This window comes from Christiangramia aestuarii (assembly GCF_009735585.1).
Taxonomy (GTDB): Bacteria; Bacteroidota; Bacteroidia; order Flavobacteriales; family Flavobacteriaceae; genus Christiangramia; species Christiangramia aestuarii.
This window is the reverse complement of record NZ_VJVW01000001.1, coordinates 563,516-582,852: the sequence shown is the minus strand read 5'-3', so window position 1 is coordinate 582,852 and position 19,337 is coordinate 563,516. Positions and strand designations below refer to the sequence as shown.

Here is a 19,337-nt window from a genome sequence, read left to right as displayed (position 1 = left end):
AAGTTATCTAAGATTTATAACAAGAATCCTAAAAATTCCCTAAACTATCAGGTTTTGCTACATCTCGTCTCCAAAGAAGATAGCGTTCATCAACAGCTTATTGGTGCCATACCAGAATGCCCTGAAGTTGGTATTATCTGTAAAAAGTATCACTTCCCCGCTACCAAAGCTCTTATGCTTGAAAGGCACGGTGCCCGCAATGGAATCAAGGTTAGGCTTGCTAATGTATCCGCTTAGCAGGGGTTCTTCGGTATAGCGAATGGGATTATTATAGCTCTGCTCATCGGCTTCCATGAAAATAGTGGTGTTTCTGAACATGGCGATCCTGTCATCATCATAGCCAAAGGCGATAGGGTGAGTTCTGTCCAGTTTTACCTCGAAGATGGCTCCACCAATTCCCTGTGCGCCTTTAAAATCTCCACGATCTCCAAAACTTACTTCCTTTGCAATCAATTCTTTCTCTTTAGTTTTGAAATCGATAAAATCGTTCTTTTTCATCCAATTCACGGCATTTCGATACGCGATGATGGTACCGCCATCCCTGGTCCAATTCTTCAGGGCTGTGGCGATCTTTTTATCCATTTCGTTTCCACGGAAGGCCGGGAGAATGATATCGGTATATTCACTTAGATCGGTCTCATTAAGATCGTTTACATCCAGTTTGGTGATCTTCATGTCATAGCGCTGGTCGAATAAATGCCAGATCTCGCCGGCATCGTAAGGGGTGATAGATTCACCCACGATAAGGGCCACTTTCTGAGGTTTTAAGCCTCTAAATTGGTTGCTGCCTAAATTGATGCCTCTGGTCATTCCGGTTTGTATCGCCGAAATCTCCACATTGCTTTCCACGGCTACGGTTTTCAGGAATTCAAATAATTCTGAACTGTTCAGTTGCTGGTTTTGGACGGGGATCATAATGGTGCCGTAACCATAGTTGTTTCCTTTTAGCGAGAAATCATCCATAGCCACTTTGGCCCTGAGTCCTTTTTCCAGGATCATGTTCAGGGCTTTTGGTGCCATATAATTATTCCAGTTAAGCAGGTAGGCGTAATCACTTTCTTCCGGAAGCTTAGGTTCCGGCATTTTAAGATCTTCGATAGCCTTGCCGGCATTTTTGAGGGAAGCTTCTTCGGTATAGTCCAGGTTAAAGGCTAGCGGAAAGGTCCAGGCTGAAATATCATAGAAGAGGCTGTCCCTGAATTCTGTTCTTTTTTCGAACATCGCCTTCAGTAATTTGTGCTGTCTTTGATCTTTCGGAACGATGTAGGCTGCTCCTTTTCTGAATTCCTGCCCGTTCTTCCTGAAATCATTTTCCACCTCGTGTACCTCGATCTTATGTCTTTTCAGTATTTCAGCCAATTTATAAGCCCTTACCGGGTCTTTGGCGCTTCCAAAGGCGTAAGCTCCGGAGCCCGCTGTTTCTTTTGAGTTCTTAAAGAAATTGCGCTGGTAGCTCAACAGGTCTTTCCTCATTTTCTGAGAAGCTTCCAGGGTTGAAAGTGCCGCTGTAAACTGGTTCCTTATGGTAAAGGGAAAAGTAAGGATGCCATTCTCGGTTTCCTGGGCATGTCCACGGGAGCTTCCCTGTTCAAAAAGTATCCCGATACTACCGTTGATGTCGGGGAAGGTAGAACCTTTCCCATAATAGAAATCATCGTAATTCTCTTCGGTATAATACAAGGAACCAATTTCATCGAAGGCATTCGCGTGATAGGTCCCTATCTCCCTGGTAAGGTCCTGGTTGGTTTGCGGGGTTAGAGGATGCGTCCTGGAAGGAATGCCCGGCTGAAAGAAAAAGGTAGAATTGCTACCCATTTCATGATGATCAGTAAGAATGTTCGGGTACCATTTATGAAAGGTAGCGATCCTTACCTGTGATTCTGGGAGTTGTACCGGTAACCAGTCGCGATTCATATCGAACCAGTAGTGGTTGGTCCTTCCACCTGGCCAAACTTCGTTGTATTCCCGGTCCTGGGGATCAGGGTTGATGTTCTTGCTCTTATTAGTGTTGGCCCAGTAGGCGAAACGTTGCAGTCCGTCTGGATTAAAGGAAGGGTCCAGCAGGATGATGGTATTGTCCAGGATCTTTTCGATCTCTGGTCCCTCACCGGCTGCAAGGTAATATGCATAAAGCAGGGCCGCGTTCGAGCCGCTGGGTTCATTCCCATGGATAGAAAATCCCTGGTTGATCACAATGGGCATGTTCTCTAGATTCAGCTTTTCTGAATTCTTTTCGACCAGCGCTACATGTTGCTTTCTTATCTCCTCGAGATTAGCCAGGTTTTTTTCAGAAGAGATGGTAAGCAGGATAAGTGGCCTGCCCTCATAGGTAACGCCTCTATTCTCTATTTGTATCCTGGGGGAGGCATTGGCGAGCTTGTGCATATACATCAAAAGCTTATCGTGGCTTACATGCCAATCTCCAGGAATAAAACCTATCACCTCCTGTGGGGTAGGGATCTCTTTATTATAGGTAACGTCATCTGGCAGGTAGTAACCCAGATTCAGGGAACCCTGCTGGGCACTGGTGAAAATGAAACAAAGTAAGAATACTAGGCTAAGGCTGTTTCGCATAATTTGGATTTTGGAAAATCTAAGATAAAAAAAACCGCCCTTAAAAAGAGCGGTTCCTATATTCAGTTGTAATTTGCCTGTTATATATCGTCGAAGCTTACATCGGTGAACTTCTCTGCCGGAGTTGAGTTTGAAGCAGAGCTTTCAGTACTGTCATCATCATACTCCTTTTTGAAGTCTTTCTGGTGACGTTCGCTTATCACTTCTTCTCCTTTTTCTGAAATGATGTAGTTGGTCATTTCTTCAAGGATCTCTCTGAATCCGTCAAAATCTTCTTTGTAAAGATAGATCTTGTGTTTTTTGTAATAAAAAGAACCATCGTCGTTAGTGAATTTCTTACTTTCAGTGATGGTGAGGTAATAATCATCAGCTCGGGTTGATCTTACATCAAAAAAATAAGTTCTTCTTCCCGCTCGTAAAACTTTAGAGAATATTTCTTCTTTCTCCATCATTCCCTTGTCGCTCATATCAATAGATTCTTTAATGGTTTGTTATTGTCGAGTCCAAAAATCTAAAAATTTTTAACATCTCACAAAATATTTTCACATTTCTTTTTCATTTAGCTGTTTCGCGTAGAGTTCTTTATAGTATCCCTGCGTATTCAACAGCTGTTGGTGAGTGCCTTCCTGGACGATCTGTCCATCTTCAAGAATGATTATTTTATCAGCATTTTTTGCTGAAGAGATTCGGTGGCTTACAATGATAGTGGTCTTGTTCTTGGTGATCTGGAAAAGGTTGTTCAGGATCTCTTCCTCGGTTTCGGTATCTACTGCAGAAAGGCAGTCATCGAAAAGCAGGATCTCCGGGTCGTGAATAATGGCCCGGGCTATGGAAACCCTCTGTTTCTGCCCGCCCGAAAGGGTGATGCCTCGTTCACCCAGAACGGTATCGTAACCTTTGCTGAAGCCCATGATGTTTTTATGTACCGAAGCGTTCCTGGCCGCGGTAATGATCTCTTCCTCGGTCGCATCGGTCTTTCCAAATTTGATGTTGTTTCTAATGCTATCACTGAACAGGAAAGCGTCCTGTGGAACATAGCCTATGCTTTCTCTCAGGCTTTCCAGGTTGAGTTTTTCAATATTGCGATCGTCTATGAGTATCTCGCCCTGGTCCACATCATAAAGCCTTCCAATAAGCTCCAGGATCGTGGATTTTCCCGATCCTGTTTTCCCGATGATCGCCAGGGTTTCTCCCTTCTGAACATTGAAAGAAACATTCTTAAGCGCGGTGATGTTCGTATCGTCGTAAGTAAAACTCACGTTCCTGAATTCTATGCTTCCCTTGATGGTATCGGGTTCAGATCTTGGATTAGTGATCTCTGGTTTTTCGCTCAGGAACTCGTTGATCCTTTCCTGGCTGGCTTCAGCCTGTTGTACCAGCGAGGTCACCCAGCCTATAGAAGCCACCGGCCAGGTAAGCATGTTCACATACAGAATGAATTCTACCAGGACATCGATATTGGCGATCTCACCAGAAATGATCCTTCTCCCGCCAACATAGATCACAATGATATTGCTTATTCCAATAAGCAGGATCATAAGCGGGAAGAAAAACGCCTGTACTTTTACCAGGTCTATGTTCTTTTCGCGGCTTCCATTAGAAAGTTCAGTGAAATTGGTGTTGGTCTGTGGTTCTATCCCATAAGATTTGATCACGGCGATCCCGCTGAAACTTTCCTGGGTAAAAGTGTTAAGCTTTGATAAATATTGCTGCACCACCGTACTGCGCTGGTGTATGGCCACGCTAAGCTTGTAGATTGAAAATGCAAGTATAGGTAGAGGAATTACCGTATACAGCGTGAGGATTGGTGCCGCCTGTATCATAAAGATAAGTACCACGATGGTGGAGGTGAAGGTGGTCACACTATACATGATCGCCGGACCAAGATATAAGCGCACTTTAGAAACATCTTCACTAATACGGTTCATCAGGTCACCGGTACGGTTCTTTTTATAGAAATTAAGCGAAAGCTCCTGGTAATGCTGGTAGACCTCGTTCTTAAGATCGTATTCCATATGCCGGGAGACCACGATGAAGGTTTGCCGCATCAAAAAGGTAAAAAAAGCTGCGATCAGGGTAGTTCCCACGATAAGTAGGATGTTATAGGCCAGCTCGCTTTTTACGGTCTCGATATCGGTTACGGTGCCGTTCACCCATTTTTCAATGATCACGGTACTTTTCCCGATAAGCGGGATATAGTAAATGGCGAAGATCCTGGCGGCGATGGTGATCACCAGGCCTACCAATAACCTCCATTTATATTTTTTAAAATACTTATTGAGATGCTGAAGATTTTTCATTCAGTATTTTTAGGGTTGTTTGAGGATTCTGTAATTTAACACGTTTTAAATCACCGAATTTTAAAATATTATTATTTTTGCATCGGATTTTTGGTCAAATTCAAAATCTGAAAAATTTAAAAATCAACAAATTATGCAAGTTGACGTTCTAAATGCAAATGAACTAAAAAAGTCTGCGCCGGTCTTCGGGCAGGTGTCCTTCGATGAACACGAGCAAATCGTTTTTTGCAACGACAAAGATACAGGTTTAAAGGCAATAATTGGTATTCATAACACTGTTTTAGGACCTGCTCTGGGTGGTACCAGGATGTGGAACTACACCAGTGAATGGGAGGCTGTAAACGATGTTTTACGTCTATCCAGAGGGATGACCTTCAAGAGTGCGATCACAGGTTTGAACCTGGGTGGGGGAAAAGCAGTGATCATTGGAGATGCCAAGAAGGATAAGACTCCTGAGCTTATGAAAAGGTTCGGTGAATTTGTTCATTCTCTAGGTGGAAAATATATCACCGCAGAAGATGTTGGAATGGAAACTTCAGATATGGATACGGTAAGAGAGGTGACGCCTTATGTTACCGGGATCTCCGAGTCTAAAGGTGGAGCAGGTAACCCGTCACCGATCACCGCTTATGGTGTATTTATGGGCTTAAAGGCTTCTGCCAAGTTCAAATATGGCAGCGATGACCTTGAAGGTAAGAAAGTACTGGTACAGGGAATTGGTCATGTTGGCGAAACCCTTGTAGAATACCTTACCCAGGACGGTGCCGAGGTGTTCATTAGCGATATCAACGAAGAGCGTCTTCAGGAAGTAAGCAAGAAATACGGTGCTCATGTATTTACAGGAAGGGATATCTATTCCGCAGATGTGGATATCTATGCGCCATGTGCCCTTGGAGCAACCATCAACGATGATACTATCGAAAGATTGAAAGTAGACATCATTGCCGGTGCAGCTAACAATCAGCTGGCAGATGAGGTGGCCCACGGAAGCATACTTCAGAAAAGAGGTATTGTATACGCTCCAGATTTCCTTATCAACGCCGGAGGGATCATAAACGTATATGCTGAACTGGAGAACTACGACAGGCAGGAGATCATGCGCAAGACCGAGAATATTTACAATACTACTCTTAGGATCCTGGAAAAGGCTTCTAAAGACGATATTACCACTCATTTCGCTGCATTGCAGATCGCGAAGCAGAGAATTGAGGACAGAAAAAATCAAAATTTAAATTAGTCAGTTCTAATTTATTGATATTTTTGCAGGGCGAAAGTGGATACTTTCGCCCTTTCTAAATTCTAAAAAGTTCTTTTATATTATGTTGACAAGAAGACATATCAGGGTTAAAGTAATGCAGTCCCTATACGCTTTTAACCAAAGCCAGAATGATAACCTTGCCACCGAAGAGAAATTCCTGCTTAAAAGCATGCAGGAAATGTACGACCTGTTCCTGCTTCAGATTAGCCTGATCACCGAAATAAAAGGACACGCAGAATCCTATTTAGAGAAATCACAACAAAAACATCTAGCCACCAGCGAGGAGAAAGATCCTAACCGCAAATTCGTGGATAATAAGATCTTTCAGATCCTTAGTGAGAACGAAAGCATTCAGGATGCCCTGGAGAGACATAAGATCAATCACTGGAAACAGGATGATGAGTATGTTGCGATCATCTGGAACGAAATAAGATATAGCGAAGTTTACCAGGATTATATGGAGACTCGTGAAGGTAGCTTTAAGGAGGATAAGGAATTTATCATCCATATTTTTAAAGAGATCATCGCGCCTAACGAGAAACTATACGATTACCTGGAAGATAGGAAACTTACCTGGGTAGACGACCTGCCACTTGTGAATACTGCTATCCTGAAATTCCTTCAGAAACTGAAAGAATCCACCGGGAGGGAGAAGAAGATCACCCGGCTATTCAAGAACGAAGAGGATAAGGAATTTGCCGTCAAGCTATTCAGAAAGACATATCTGAACGATGAAGATCTTTCTGAAGAAATGTTAGGTAAAACCCCTAACTGGGACAAGGATAGGATCGCCGAGGTAGATATGGTACTTATTAAAATGGCGATCTGTGAATTCCTGAAGTTTACAAGTATCCCGGTAAAAGTGACCATTAACGAATATCTCGAGATCGCTAAAGAGTATAGTACTCCTAAAAGCAGCATCTTTATCAACGGGGTTCTGGATAAATTATCCAAGGAATATCAATCTGAAGATAAACTGAATAAAACCGGAAGGGGTCTTATGTAGTTAAGATTTTTTCTTTATTTTTATCAATTAGAAATTTAACAAAATAACTTCACCATGAAAAAAACAATTTTGATGTTTGCGGCAGTAGGGGCAATGCTGTTCACCGGATGTAAAGATAACGCCTCAGATAAGGTAAAAGCTGAAAACGTAGAGGCTTCAGCTGAGCGTGACGCTAAGGAAACCGTTTATCCTGAAATTACCTTCGAAGAAACTGAGTTCGATTTTGGTAATATCGCCAAGGGTACTGCAGTTGAGCACACCTTCAAATTTACCAACACTGGAGATGCTCCATTGGTGATCACCAACGCATCAAGTTCATGTGGTTGTACAGTACCAACTTATCCTAAGAACGAAACTATCGCTCCTGGAGAATCTGGAGAGATGCTTGTTAAGTTCAATGGATCTGGAAACGGACAGGTTACCAAAACAGTTACTGTATCTGCAAATACAGAAAAAGGAAAAGAACAGATTAAAATCAAGGCTTTTGTAGAAGCTGACGAAAACGCTAGCTAAAAGCATATATGGATCAATTAACGCAGTTTGCACCAATTATTTTAATGTTTGTGGTGGTGTATTTTTTTATGATACGTCCGCAAATGAAAAAAGCTAAACAGGAAAAGAATTTTGCCGCCGAGCTTAAAAAAGGAGATCGGATCATTACCAAAAGTGGGATGCACGGCAAGATCGTAGATTTCAGCGAAAAAAATAATTCGGTGATAATTGAAACCGGAGCAGGAAAAATTACTTTCGACCGTTCTTCAATCTCAATGGAGATGAGTCAGAAACTTAATGAGCCTGTGAAGGAAAAGGAAAAGAAAAAATAAGTTTTACTACTTGTAATAAAAAAGCAGCTTTCTAAAAGCTGCTTTTTTTTGTTCTAACAATTCTTGTATTTATCATTAAGGCCAACCCCTTTCTTGATCATGGGAATGATCTTCTCGATCCGGCTTATTTTGGTAGCCTCTCTTTTTGCTTCCTTAATGTGCGCGGCATATTCCCTTTGTTTGCCGGGAGTAAGTTCGTTAAAATATTTTTCCAGCTCCCTGTCGGCTTTTAATGCTGCGGCAAGTTCTGGCGGGATCACCAGGGTTTTTACTTTCACAGGCTTTATTTCCTTGCCTTCTTTTTGATTCTGGATCGCCTCCTGAATATACGGGAGAAGAACCGAGGTTTTTAAATTGTCCCCTTTTTCGAATTTAATCTGTCTCAGGGCCTTGGTCTTCCCTTCCTGGGCATTTACCAGTAAGGCGGTATTTTCCTTTAATAGGGCACCATTGAAGAACCAAAGGCCAAAATGATTCTTAAATGCTCCCAGGCCCACAACATTCTTTCCGTCCAGGGTATAAACGGGAGCTCCCCATTTGATCTCCGACTTTAGTTCTGTGGTCATGATCATTTCATGAAGCTGCCTCAATTCTTCTTCCCAGTATTCATGAGAAGAAATGTATTCTTCAGCATTTTTAACAGGCATGGTCTACAGATTTAATTATTCATATTTTTTGGCGGTAAGCTCGGCCAGCTTCATGATAACTTCGGCCGCTTTCTGCATACTCTCCACAGGTACATATTCATACTTGCCATGAAAATTATGTCCGCCGGCAAAAATATTAGGGCAGGGCAGTCCCATAAAACTTAACTGGGCCCCATCTGTACCTCCTCTAATTGGTTTGATGATGGGCTTTACATCTACAGCTTCCATGGCTTCCTGGGCCAGGTCTACGATATACATTACCGGTTCTACCTTTTCACGCATATTGAAATACTGGTCCTTGATCTCGATCTGGACACAATCCCTTTCGTATTGCGCACAGATATCATTTCCAAGGTCTTTCATCATCTTTTTTCGCGCCTCAAAATGGGTGCGGTCATGGTCTCTTATGATATATTCCAGAACTGTTTCTTCCACATCTCCTTTTATACTGCTCAAATGAAAAAATCCCTGGCGATCTTCGGTATGTTCCGGAGTTTCCAGCCTGGGAAGGGAATTGATGAAATCCTGGGCTATATACATGCTGTTGATCATCCTATCCTTGGCATAACCAGGGTGGACGCTTTTTCCTTCTATTCTTACTACTGCCTGGGCAGCGTTAAAATTCTCATATTCCAGTTCTCCTATCTGGCTGCCATCCATAGTGTACGCCCATTCGGCGCCGAATTTTTCAACATCAAATTTATGGGCTCCCCGGCCAATTTCTTCGTCTGGTGTAAAACAAACCCTGATCTTGCCATGCGGAATTTCCGGGTTATCGATAAGATATTCCATAGCCGTCATGATCTCGGTGATCCCGGCCTTATCGTCGGCTCCCAGAAGAGTGGTCCCATCTGTGGTAATGATGGTTTGGCCCTTATACTGCTGAAGATCCTCAAAATATTCAGAAGAAAGAACTATATCCTTTTCCTCGTTCAGGACAATATCTTTCCCGTCATAATCTTCAATGATCTGGGGATTTACATTGGTTCCTGAAAAATCGGGGGTCGTATCAAAATGAGAAACAAATCCTATCACCGGGACAGTATGAGGCACATTCGCAGGTAAGGTTGCCATAACGTAAGCGTGCTCGTCTATGGTCACCTCCTGCATTCCTATGGCCTTAAGTTCATCTACAAGTTTATTGGCCAGGTCCCATTGCTTTTTAGTGCTGGGGGTTGAATTGCTGTTAGGGTCACTCTGGGTATCAATTTTTACATAACTGATAAACCTATCAATTATATGCTGTTTATTGGTCATTAAGCTAAGATTTAGTCCAAAAATACATATATAGAGGCCTGCTTCAAAACCTTTTAAGTTTTCATATAGTTTTTTCCATATTCATTCTATTTTTGCACAAACCTCACAACAATGTATAAATCGCTTATAAGACCTGGCCTCTTTAAATTTGATCCTGAAGAGGTGCATTATTTCACCTTCAATTTTTTAAGAAAGTTCTGTAAGATCCCCGGGGCAACTTCATACCTGAGGTCCAAATTCCAGGTGGAAGACAAGCGACTGGAACGTGAGGTGTTCGGGTTAAAGTTCAAGAACCCCGTGGGGCTGGCGGCAGGTTTCGATAAGGATGCGAAACTTTATAAAGAACTTTCCTCACTCGGCTTCGGTTTTATTGAAGTGGGAACGGTAACCCCAAAGCCACAACCGGGTAACGAAAAGAAAAGACTTTTCAGGTTAAAGGAAGATTCAGCTATCATCAACCGAATGGGTTTCAATAACCATGGTGTGGAAGAGATGGTAGAAAGGCTGAAAAAAAATAAGGATGTGCTTATTGGTGGAAATATTGGGAAAAATAAAATCACTCCCAATGAGAAGGCCAAGGATGATTACCTGTATAGTTTCGAGGCTTTATTCGATTATGTGAATTATTTCGTGGTGAATGTGAGTTCACCAAATACTCCAAATCTTAGAGAATTACAGGATAAAGAACCGTTGAAGGACTTGCTGAATACGCTTCAGAAGAAAAATGAGCAAAAACCTGATCCTAAGCCGATACTTCTGAAGATAGCTCCAGATCTTACCGATGAGCAGCTGATGGATATCATTGAAATTGTGCAGGAGACCGGTATCGCCGGGGTAATTGCTACCAATACCACGATTTCTCGTGAAGGTCTTAAGTCCGAAAATAAAAATGAAATGGGAGGTTTAAGCGGGAAACCCCTTACAAAAAGATCTACCGAGGTGATCAGGTTCCTTTCGGAAAAAAGCGGGAAGGCATTCCCGATCATTGGAGTGGGTGGAATTCATTCGGCAGAAGACGCCATAGAAAAGCTTGAGGCAGGAGCAAGTCTAGTGCAGCTTTATACCGGTTTCATTTATGAAGGCCCCGCACTTATCAAGGCGATCAACAAAAAGATTTTAGAGAAAGGTCTTTAATTTATGCTAGACCAACTCATACCTTTTTTAACCGCTTCTATCCTGCTTACTTTTTCACCGGGCCCCGATATTATCTATGTGCTGGTGAGGTCCATAGCCTTTGGATATAAACAGGGAATAATGACCGCCTTGGGCTTGGTCTCCGGGATTCTGGTGCATACCAGCCTGGTTGCTTTTGGGGTTTCTGCTATCATAAAACAGTCTGAATACATTTTCCTGGTCATTAAGGTGCTTGGAGCCCTGTACCTTTTATACCTGGCTTACCAGGTCTATAAGAGCGATCCCAAAATCGCTTTTACTGCTGAAGGGATCAGTGATAAAAGCATGGCCCGGCTTTACAGGCAGGGATTTATCATGAACGTGCTTAATCCCAAGGTGAGCATTTTTTTCCTCGCTTTTTTCCCCGGATTTTTATGGGAACCCGAAGGAAATACGGTTTTGCAGTTCTATATCCTGGGAGGTTTGTTCATGCTTCAGGCGCTGGTCATCTTTAGTTTTGTTGCGGTGATGGCGGGCAGGATCTCGAAATATATAAAATCTCATCCCAGGTCTGGACTTTTCCTTAAATGGTTGCAGGTCGTTATCTTTGTGCTTATTGCTGTCCTGATATTACTTTGATGACTTAAGGATTCTACAGCCAATATTCTGAAATTGCCAGTTGAAATTTAATATTATCAATAAAACTATATTCTTTTTCAATTTTCCCTAAAATGCTATCTTTGGCCGTATGGGGAAAGTAAAAATGATCGAATGTCCTAGAGATGCCATGCAGGGCATCAGGGATTTTATTCCTACCGAAAAGAAAGCTCAGTACATACAGTCGCTGTTACGTTGTGGTTTCGACACCATAGATTTTGGTAGTTTTGTTTCTCCTAAGGCAATCCCGCAAATGAAGGATACGGCCGAGGTGCTTTCCCGGCTGGACCTTTCAACGACCAAAAGTAAACTTCTGGCTATTGTGGCCAATACGAGGGGAGCAGAAGATGCTTCTAAATTCGAGGAAATAGATTTCCTGGGTTATCCTTTTTCTATTTCAGAAAACTTCCAGATGCGTAATACGCACAAGACCATTGCAGAATCTGTTGATGTACTGCAGGAGATCCTTGATATTGCCGGCGCCAGCAATAAAGAGGTCGTGGCTTACCTAAGTATGGGCTTCGGAAATCCTTACGGTGATCCGTGGAATGTGGAGATCGTAGGGGAGTGGACCGAGAAACTTTCGGCTATGGGAGTAAAGATCCTTTCCCTTTCTGATACCGTGGGTACTTCCACTCCAGAGATCATTGAATACCTTTTCTCTAATCTTATTCCTAAATATCCCAATATCGAGTTTGGAGCACACCTGCATACCACACCGTCTAAATGGCACGAAAAGGTTGATGCTGCCTATAAAGCGGGTTGCCGCAGGTTCGATGGTGCCATCCAGGGATTCGGTGGCTGCCCCATGGCCAAGGATGAGCTCACCGGCAATATGCCTTCAGAAAAAATGCTTTCCTATTTTAATGCTGCGAAGGCAGATACCAATATCAAAATGACCAGTTTTGAATCTGCTTACAATGAAGCCCTGAAGATCTTCAACGCCTACCATTAATAAGATTTATCACTTTTCTCACTCTTATTTATAAAGTTTATTTAAAATTAATCTAAATAAATTTGTAGCAACAAAAACGGGTTTTTATATTTGCCGCGATAAATTATTTTAAACCAGTCTAAATAAAGCTATATGAGAAAGCTGTTTTATTCAGCAATGATTTTCGGGGGACTTAGCCTCGTTTCTTGTTCAAATGATGATGATAATATCCAGGTACCTGGAGAGAACGAAGTAGTAGTTCCTGCAAATTACACATTCGAAAGAGATAACAGTTCAACCGTTTATTACGGTGGGCAAACTACCAGACTTGAGATGTCTAAGGAAATTACTTCCAATTTCCTGAATTTTGATGGAGCAACAGAAGAAATGCTTCTAAATATGTTCGCTAATGAGAATTCTCCATTTGAGAATGCTGAGCTTAACGAATCTTCAAAAAGCGTAAAATCTAAGGTTGCCGCATCTAACCTTTACTTTTCCACAAATACCGTAGAAAGTTCAGAGATCAGAAATGATTTTGAATCATGGATCGCAGAGCAGATGACCACGGTAAAAGCCAATAAAGATGAATTAGCTGAGGCTGGAAAAGCAGGACAGATCGCTCAGGGAACCACAGCCAGATATGTAAACGGAAAAGGACTTGAGCCTAACCAGGCTTTCGCCAAATCTTTAATAGGTGGGCTTCTGGTAGACCAGATCCTTAACAATTATCTATCTCAGGCCGTGCTTGATGAAGGTGATAACCGTATGAATAATGAAAACGATGTGACCGAAGAAGGTAAGGCTTATACTACCATGGAACACAAGTGGGATGAGGCTTACGGATATCTTTATGGAGATCCTTCTATTCCTGCTAACGATCCTAATTCAATGTTGAACGAAAGTGATGATAACCTTCTGTTTAACTATCTGGGCCGTGTAGATGCAGATGAGGATTTTGCCGGGATCGCAGAAAGTACTTACGAGGCATTCAAAACCGGACGTGCAGCAATCGTTGCAGGAGACTATGAACTTCGTGACGAGCAGGTAGAGATTATTCGTGAAAATCTTTCAAAAGTGATAGCGGTTAGAGCGGTACACTATCTGCAGGGAGGAAAGGATGCATTGAACAACCAGGAATATGGGGCAGCTTTTCATGAACTTTCTGAAGGTTTCGGATTTATTTACAGCCTTAGGTTTACCCATAACCCTGAAACCGGAGCGCCTTACCTGAGCAAAACTCAGATCGATGCCTACAAACAGGCCCTTCTTGACGGAAATGGTTTCTGGGACGTTACTCCTGAAACTTTAGACTCCATCTCAGAGGAGATCGCAGCAGCATTTGGCTTTGCTGTATCTGAGGCATAATAATAAAATAAGTTAGCCGAAGTCCTAAGAGGGCTTCGGCTTTAAAAATAGATAAGATGATAAGGATTTCAAGAATTTTAGTGTTAGCCACCCTGGTTTTTGCTGCGTGTTCTACAGAAGATGACAGCAACGGTGGTGGCAATAGTAATGATAATTTCGACCGCGGAGCCATGCTGGCAAACTGGGCAGACAATGTCATAGTTCCTTCGTTCGAGAATTTCCAGTCTGAAACCCAGAAGCTGGAAGCAGCGGCAAAGAACTTTGCAGCTAATCCTGAAATGAGCGAGCTGGAAGCTTTAAGGGCTCAGTACGAGGATGCTTACCTGGAATTTCAGACGGTTTCAATGTTCCAGATTGGCAAGGCCGAGGAGTTGAACTATCGTAATTTCCTGAATACTTATCCGGTAAACGAATCTAGCCTGGAATCTAAAATTGCTTCCGGGGAGTATAATCTTTCTTTACCATCCAGCTTTACAGAACAGGGATTCCCTGCTTTAGACTACCTGCTTTACGGTTATGGTTCAGCTGAAGCTACCCTGGAAAAGCTTGGCGGTAATGAAAATTATAGCAATTACTTGGTAGCGATTTCAGAAAGGATCAATGCGCTAACCAGCGAGGTTACTGCTTCATGGCAAGGTGATTTCAGGGATACTTTTGTAAATAATACAGGTTCCTCAAGTACAGGATCGGTAGACCGTTTTACCAATGATTATGTAATGTACTTTGAAAAGATCTTAAGATCTGGAAAAATTGGTTACCCTTCCGGGGCCCTTACGGGAACTCCATCACCAGGAAATGCTGAAGCGCTTTATGCTGGTATTTCTAAAGAACTTTACCTTAAAGCCTTTAATAGTTTCGAAGATTTTTATAAAGGCAAAACCGGGCCAAGCTACTCTCAGTACCTAGATTACTTAGGAAGTATGAAGGATGGCTCAGACCTTGATGCTCTCATCAGGGACCAGTTCGAGGCGATCAAAGCTCAAAGTGCAGATCTTAATAATAACCTTAAATCTCAGGTTGAGAGCGATAACACCAAAATGCTTACCGCATTTGATGAATTGCAAAAAGCCGTGATCCTGTTAAAGGTAGATATGATGCAATCTCTTTCTACTAGCGTGGATTATGTAGATTCAGATGGGGACTAGGCGATAATAAATGCGATTCTCACCTGGTAAATATTTGAAAAAGAATACGGAAGCCGCCCCTTTGGCGGTTTTTCGTTTGTTCTTTGGGATCATGATGTTTGCCAGTATAGTTAGGTTCTGGCTGAATGGCTGGATCGAGAAATTGTATATCGCTCCCAAATTTTTCTTTTCATATTATGGATTTGAATGGGTGAAACCGCTTGGCGATTTCACCTATTTAATTTTTATAATTTGCGGTATCGCCGCATTGATGGTCGCAGCAGGCTACAAATACCGCCTGGCCATCGTTTTATTCTTTCTCAGCTTTACTTATATAGAATTGATGGATAAGACTACTTATCTTAATCATTACTATTTTATAAGTATTCTGAGCTTCCTGATGATCTTCCTTCCTGCAAACGTATATTTTTCGGTAGATGCTTTCAGGGATCCGGCCAAGGCATTTCAAAAGATTCCAAACTGGTGCGTAGATTCCATAAAACTGCTGCTCGGGATCGTTTATTTTTATGCCGGCCTGGCCAAGATAAATTCAGACTGGTTGTTTCGCGCCATGCCATTAAAGATATGGCTGCCGTCTAAATACGACCTTCCCCTGCTCGGGGATCTTATGCAACAGGAGTGGGTACATTACGCCTTTAGCTGGAGCGGAATGCTGTACGACCTGTTCATTCCATTTTTATTGCTTTGGAAAAAGACACGTTTCCCGGCCTTTATCATGGTTATAATATTCCACGTGCTTACCCGGGTTCTATTCCCTATCGGAATGTTCCCTTATATCATGATCGTAAGCGCGCTTATATTCTTCAGTCCGAAGTTGCATCATAGAATTCTGAAAAAGATCTCCGGTTGGCTGAAGATTTCGAAACAAAGATTCGATAACTCCAGGACCCTTGTTTTTGCTGGATTAAAACAACAGCTGAGCCTTGCGGTCGTTTCGGTATTCTTTATTATACAGATTTCATTTCCATGGAGGTATTTGCTTTATCCTGGGGAGCTTTTCTGGACCGAAGAAGGCTTCAGATTTTCCTGGCGCGTAATGCTGATGGAAAAGGCGGGTTATGCCCAGTTCAAGGTGGTAGATGGGGAGACGGGCAAAAGATTCTATGTTGATAACTCAGATTTTCTAACTCCCTTCCAGGAGAAGCAAATGTCTTTTCAACCAGATTTTATTATCGAATACGCCCATTTCCTGGCGGAACATTTTAAAAAGGACGGCCATAAAAATATAGAGATCTACGTAGATAGCTACGTGGCTCTAAATGGCAGAAAGAGCGCTCCATATATAGACCCCGAGGTTAATTTGCTTAATTTCGCGGACTCTTTTGAACATAAAACATTCATTTTACCATTTAATGATGAGATTAAAGGTCTTTAGTATATTTTTCTTTTGCGGTCTTTTTGCTCAGGCCCAATATAGCCTAAGCGGAAAGGTGGTCTCTGCCGAAACCGGGGAGCCAATTCCCAATGCCGAGGTCTGGAATAAAACTGAATCTGAAGTGAGTCTGGCTAATGAGCAGGGTGAATTCAGGATCGAGAATATCGAGGCAGGGACCTATCAGTTTGCCGTATTCGGGTTTGAATATGCTATCCTGGAAAAAGAGATCACCATAGATGGAGATGTGGAGATGGACTTTCAGCTGGCTCCACTAGCAGAAAGCCTTAGCGAGGTTATGATCACCAACCGCAGGGAACAATTATTTGCCCTGAGGAAATTGAGGAAAGTAGAAGGTACGGCGATCTATGCCGGAAAGAAAAGTGAGGTGGTCCTCTTGGATAAGGTAATGGGAAACCTGGCTTCTAATAACGCCAGGCAGATCTATAACCAGGTAGTAGGACTTAACATCTATGATAATGGGGATGCAGGTCTTCAGCTGAATATTGGAGGTCGCGGGCTGGACCCTAACCGAACGCAGAATTTCAATACCCGGCAGAACGGTTATGATATATCTGCTGATGTTCTTGGATATCCAGAAAGTTATTATACCCCGCCGCCGGAAGCATTACAGGAGATCCAGGTGATTCGTGGGGCAGCTTCCTTACAGTATGGGACACAGTTTGGGGGACTCATCAATTTCAAGTTCAAGGAACCTGCAGCCGATAAGAAGATCGAGCTGGTCTCGAGACAGTCGGTTGGTTCCTATAATCTTTTTACAAGTTTCAATAGCCTGAGCGGTACGGTGGGGAAATTCAGCTATTATACCTATTACAATTTTAAAAGCGGGAACGGTTTCAGGCCGAATTCTGAATATGACTCCCACAATGCTTTTGCTCATTTGGGCTGGAAGTTCAGCGATCGCACCAGGCTTAGCTTTGAATATACCTATTTAAATTACCTGGCTCAGCAGCCGGGCGGGTTAACCGATGCGCAGTTCTATGAAGATCCAGATTACAGCAACCGGGAAAGGAACTGGTTCGATGTGAACTGGAATCTATATGCTCTGAAATTCCAACACAAATTCTCTGAAAGATCAGATTTTAGCCTGAACCTTTTTGGATTGGACGCTTCAAGGAAAGCAGTAGGCTTCAGGGAAAACAGGGTTTCTCAACCCGATGACCTGGATGCTCCGCGGGAACTTCTGGTAGATGAATTTTCTAACTGGGGTGCCGAAGCGAGGTTTCTAACCAGGTACGACCTGTTTGGTGAAGAATCGGTATTGCTTTTTGGAAGTAAATACTATGATGCCGATAATTTCCAGAAGCAGGGGCCGGGTACGGTTTCGGCGAAACCTGAATTCAATTTCACCAATGATGAATACCCGAATTATCCAAGACAGGCAGAGTATGAATTACCCAATAAGAACCTGGCCTTTTTCGGAGAGAACATTTTTAACCTGACCAATAATTTTTCTTTGACGCCCGGTTTCAGGATCGAATATATCCACACCGGTGCCATTGGATCCTACAAGAGAATTATCCTGGACCTTGCAGGAAATCCGCTGGTGAACGAGACCTTTGAAGAAGATAAGGACCTGGAGCGCAGTTTTGCCCTGCTGGGATTAGGGGCGAGTTATAATCTTGATGCTTCTAATGAGCTTTATGCTAATTTTTCCCAGAATTACCGTTCGGTCACTTTTTCAGATATCAGGATCATCAATCCAAGTTCTGTGGTGGACCCAGATATTTCAGAAGAAAGAGGCTTTACCTCAGATATCGGGATAAGGGGGAGAATTAAGAAGTATGTTTCTTATGACGCCAGTTTATTCGGTCTCTGGTATAATGAGCGAATAGGTGAGGTGACCGAGGTTCAGGATGGATTTATCGTTAGGAGAAGAGCTAATGTGGGAGATGCCTTTATCTATGGTCTGGAAACTTTTGCTGATTGGGACCTGAAAAACACTTTTTTCGACAATTGGGAGAATCATCGAATGAACCTTTTTGTGAATGCCGCTTTTACGAATTCGGAATATACCGATGCTGCTGAAGGCATCGTGAACGTGGAGGGAAACCAGGTAGAATTCATTCCCTATGTGAATTTGAAGTCCGGGCTTAATTTTGGTTATAAGAATCTTCTTGCCGGCATTCAGTATACCTACCTGTCCAGGCAGTATACAGATGCTACCAATGCTCCACAGGATAAGACCGATAACCAACGCGGAATTAAGGGAAGTATTCCCGCGTATGGAATATTGGATCTTTCAGCTTCTTACACTTACGGAAAGTTCAAACTGGAAGCAGGAATCAATAACCTTCTGGACAACTCATATTTCACCCGCAGAGCAACGGGGTATCCCGGCCCGGGAATAATTCCGGCACAGCCAATTACCTGGTATACTACGCTTCAGCTTAAGCTGTAGCCTGTGGAGCCCAGTGATTGCAAAGCATTCCCGGTGCAGCCTTTTTAGGGTTGGCACACGTAGGGGATTGGTACCTTCCGCAGTTAAGGCAATTCGGCTCGTTCTTAATGGCCGCTTTCATCTTAAAACTGTCACAGGTATGCTGGTAGCCTACACTGGTTTCATGCTTTTTGCAGTAATTGTCCTTAAAGCGGTCACAATTCATGCAGCTGTTTCCTAATCTAATGCTCATAATGATCTGTTTTAACTGAATTAAATTTACGACCCGATCACTTAAGAAGCAATATAAATAATTAAGCAGTAGTTATTTAGAGGTTAAAATTTGGTGTGCTTGAAAAAAAATTCTTCGAAATTCCCTGCCATGAGCAGGCTCTGGATTTTCAGGCATAAGTTTATCTTGTCTTAACATGTATAACTCCCTTTTTCTCACTTATTAACCTTATATTTGCATGCAATTAAATCC

General features: G+C 42.6%; 17 protein-coding genes. 11 read left to right on the top strand and 6 right to left on the bottom strand.

The annotated features are described in order from the left end of the window. Positions 1–57: 57 nt before the first annotated feature. The 3 genes from FLP08_RS02575 to FLP08_RS02565 all read right to left on the bottom strand — a co-directional run bounded on the left by FLP08_RS02575 (position 58) and on the right by FLP08_RS02565 (position 4,874). On the bottom strand, positions 58–2,574 hold the full coding sequence (locus tag FLP08_RS02575; protein WP_156273722.1) for a M14 family zinc carboxypeptidase: 2,517 nt from the start codon (positions 2,572–2,574) through the stop codon (positions 58–60). Between the two features lie 80 nt (positions 2,575–2,654). After that, positions 2,655–3,041, bottom strand: a complete 387-nt coding sequence (locus FLP08_RS02570; protein ID WP_156273720.1) for a PUR family DNA/RNA-binding protein — start codon at positions 3,039–3,041, stop codon at positions 2,655–2,657. A gap of 75 nt (positions 3,042–3,116) precedes the next feature. Then, a complete protein-coding gene (locus FLP08_RS02565) occupies positions 3,117–4,874 on the bottom strand; it encodes an ABC transporter ATP-binding protein (RefSeq protein ID WP_156273718.1) in 1,758 nt (585 codons plus the stop codon). A gap of 133 nt (positions 4,875–5,007) precedes the next feature. Here FLP08_RS02565 and FLP08_RS02560 point away from each other — a divergent pair, with 133 nt between their 5' ends. The 4 genes from FLP08_RS02560 (at position 5,008) to yajC (ending at position 7,962) form a co-directional block, all read left to right on the top strand. Further along, positions 5,008–6,111, top strand: a complete 1,104-nt coding sequence (locus FLP08_RS02560) for a Glu/Leu/Phe/Val family dehydrogenase (protein WP_156273716.1) — start codon at positions 5,008–5,010, stop codon at positions 6,109–6,111. An 82-nt stretch (positions 6,112–6,193) separates the two neighbouring features. After that, the gene (gene nusB, locus FLP08_RS02555; protein ID WP_156273714.1) at positions 6,194–7,138 is read left to right on the top strand and encodes a transcription antitermination factor NusB; all 945 of its coding nucleotides are present in this window, start codon (positions 6,194–6,196) and stop codon (positions 7,136–7,138) included. Between the two features lie 54 nt (positions 7,139–7,192). Beyond that, positions 7,193–7,651, top strand: a complete 459-nt coding sequence (locus FLP08_RS02550) for a DUF1573 domain-containing protein (protein WP_156273712.1) — start codon at positions 7,193–7,195, stop codon at positions 7,649–7,651. An 8-nt stretch (positions 7,652–7,659) separates the two neighbouring features. Beyond that, the gene (gene yajC / locus FLP08_RS02545; protein WP_156273710.1) at positions 7,660–7,962 is read left to right on the top strand and encodes a preprotein translocase subunit YajC; all 303 of its coding nucleotides are present in this window, start codon (positions 7,660–7,662) and stop codon (positions 7,960–7,962) included. A gap of 53 nt (positions 7,963–8,015) precedes the next feature. On the opposite strand, the gene FLP08_RS02540 is transcribed toward yajC, so the two are convergent. After that, complete coding sequence (locus FLP08_RS02540; protein ID WP_156273708.1) at positions 8,016–8,609, bottom strand: YdeI/OmpD-associated family protein; 594 nt, start codon at positions 8,607–8,609, stop codon at positions 8,016–8,018. A 15-nt stretch (positions 8,610–8,624) separates the two neighbouring features. After that, positions 8,625–9,866, bottom strand: a complete 1,242-nt coding sequence (gene pepT / locus FLP08_RS02535; protein WP_156273706.1) for a peptidase T — start codon at positions 9,864–9,866, stop codon at positions 8,625–8,627. Between the two features lie 111 nt (positions 9,867–9,977). Between pepT and FLP08_RS02530 the strand changes: the two genes are divergently transcribed. From FLP08_RS02530 to FLP08_RS02500, 7 genes are all read left to right on the top strand, one after another. Then, complete coding sequence (locus FLP08_RS02530; protein ID WP_156273704.1) at positions 9,978–11,000, top strand: quinone-dependent dihydroorotate dehydrogenase; 1,023 nt, start codon at positions 9,978–9,980, stop codon at positions 10,998–11,000. A gap of 3 nt (positions 11,001–11,003) precedes the next feature. Then, positions 11,004–11,618 carry a LysE family translocator gene (locus FLP08_RS02525; RefSeq protein WP_156273701.1) on the top strand — a complete coding sequence of 205 codons (615 nt, stop codon included), beginning with the start codon at positions 11,004–11,006 and terminating at the stop codon, positions 11,616–11,618. Between the two features lie 109 nt (positions 11,619–11,727). Continuing rightward, a complete protein-coding gene (locus FLP08_RS02520) occupies positions 11,728–12,591 on the top strand; it encodes a hydroxymethylglutaryl-CoA lyase (RefSeq protein ID WP_156273699.1) in 864 nt (287 codons plus the stop codon). Between the two features lie 132 nt (positions 12,592–12,723). Next, complete coding sequence (locus FLP08_RS02515) at positions 12,724–13,935, top strand: DUF4856 domain-containing protein (protein ID WP_156273697.1); 1,212 nt, start codon at positions 12,724–12,726, stop codon at positions 13,933–13,935. 56 nt (positions 13,936–13,991) lie between these two features. Beyond that, a complete protein-coding gene (locus FLP08_RS02510; RefSeq protein ID WP_156273695.1) occupies positions 13,992–15,080 on the top strand; it encodes an imelysin family protein in 1,089 nt (362 codons plus the stop codon). A gap of 10 nt (positions 15,081–15,090) precedes the next feature. Further along, on the top strand, positions 15,091–16,455 hold the full coding sequence (locus FLP08_RS02505) for an HTTM domain-containing protein (RefSeq protein WP_156273693.1): 1,365 nt from the start codon (positions 15,091–15,093) through the stop codon (positions 16,453–16,455). Continuing rightward, positions 16,433–18,874 carry a TonB-dependent receptor domain-containing protein gene (locus FLP08_RS02500; RefSeq protein ID WP_425549994.1) on the top strand — a complete coding sequence of 814 codons (2,442 nt, stop codon included), beginning with the start codon at positions 16,433–16,435 and terminating at the stop codon, positions 18,872–18,874. The genes FLP08_RS02505 and FLP08_RS02500 overlap by 23 nt, the downstream gene beginning before the upstream one ends. Here FLP08_RS02500 and FLP08_RS02495 read toward each other — a convergent pair. Continuing rightward, positions 18,864–19,106, bottom strand: a complete 243-nt coding sequence (locus FLP08_RS02495) for a hypothetical protein (protein ID WP_156273691.1) — start codon at positions 19,104–19,106, stop codon at positions 18,864–18,866. The two genes, FLP08_RS02500 and FLP08_RS02495, sit on opposite strands and share 11 nt — an antisense overlap. Between the last annotated feature and the right edge of the window lie 231 nt (positions 19,107–19,337).

Bases quoted from the DNA above. Each gene is read 5' to 3' on its own strand.
- FLP08_RS02575 (WP_156273722.1), bottom strand. From the start codon at position 2,574: ATGCGAAACAGCCTTAGCCTAGTATTCTTACTTTGTTTCATTTTCACC.
- FLP08_RS02570 (WP_156273720.1), bottom strand. From the start codon at position 3,041: ATGAGCGACAAGGGAATGATGGAGAAAGAAGAAATATTCTCTAAAGTT.
- FLP08_RS02565 (WP_156273718.1), bottom strand. From the start codon at position 4,874: ATGAAAAATCTTCAGCATCTCAATAAGTATTTTAAAAAATATAAATGG.
- FLP08_RS02560 (WP_156273716.1), top strand. From the start codon at position 5,008: ATGCAAGTTGACGTTCTAAATGCAAATGAACTAAAAAAGTCTGCGCCG.
- nusB (WP_156273714.1), top strand. From the start codon at position 6,194: ATGTTGACAAGAAGACATATCAGGGTTAAAGTAATGCAGTCCCTATAC.
- FLP08_RS02550 (WP_156273712.1), top strand. From the start codon at position 7,193: ATGAAAAAAACAATTTTGATGTTTGCGGCAGTAGGGGCAATGCTGTTC.
- yajC (WP_156273710.1), top strand. From the start codon at position 7,660: ATGGATCAATTAACGCAGTTTGCACCAATTATTTTAATGTTTGTGGTG.
- FLP08_RS02540 (WP_156273708.1), bottom strand. From the start codon at position 8,609: ATGCCTGTTAAAAATGCTGAAGAATACATTTCTTCTCATGAATACTGG.
- pepT (WP_156273706.1), bottom strand. From the start codon at position 9,866: ATGACCAATAAACAGCATATAATTGATAGGTTTATCAGTTATGTAAAA.
- FLP08_RS02530 (WP_156273704.1), top strand. From the start codon at position 9,978: ATGTATAAATCGCTTATAAGACCTGGCCTCTTTAAATTTGATCCTGAA.
- FLP08_RS02525 (WP_156273701.1), top strand. From the start codon at position 11,004: ATGCTAGACCAACTCATACCTTTTTTAACCGCTTCTATCCTGCTTACT.
- FLP08_RS02520 (WP_156273699.1), top strand. From the start codon at position 11,728: ATGGGGAAAGTAAAAATGATCGAATGTCCTAGAGATGCCATGCAGGGC.
- FLP08_RS02515 (WP_156273697.1), top strand. From the start codon at position 12,724: ATGAGAAAGCTGTTTTATTCAGCAATGATTTTCGGGGGACTTAGCCTC.
- FLP08_RS02510 (WP_156273695.1), top strand. From the start codon at position 13,992: ATGATAAGGATTTCAAGAATTTTAGTGTTAGCCACCCTGGTTTTTGCT.
- FLP08_RS02505 (WP_156273693.1), top strand. From the start codon at position 15,091: ATGCGATTCTCACCTGGTAAATATTTGAAAAAGAATACGGAAGCCGCC.
- FLP08_RS02500 (WP_425549994.1), top strand. From the start codon at position 16,433: ATGATGAGATTAAAGGTCTTTAGTATATTTTTCTTTTGCGGTCTTTTT.
- FLP08_RS02495 (WP_156273691.1), bottom strand. From the start codon at position 19,106: ATGAGCATTAGATTAGGAAACAGCTGCATGAATTGTGACCGCTTTAAG.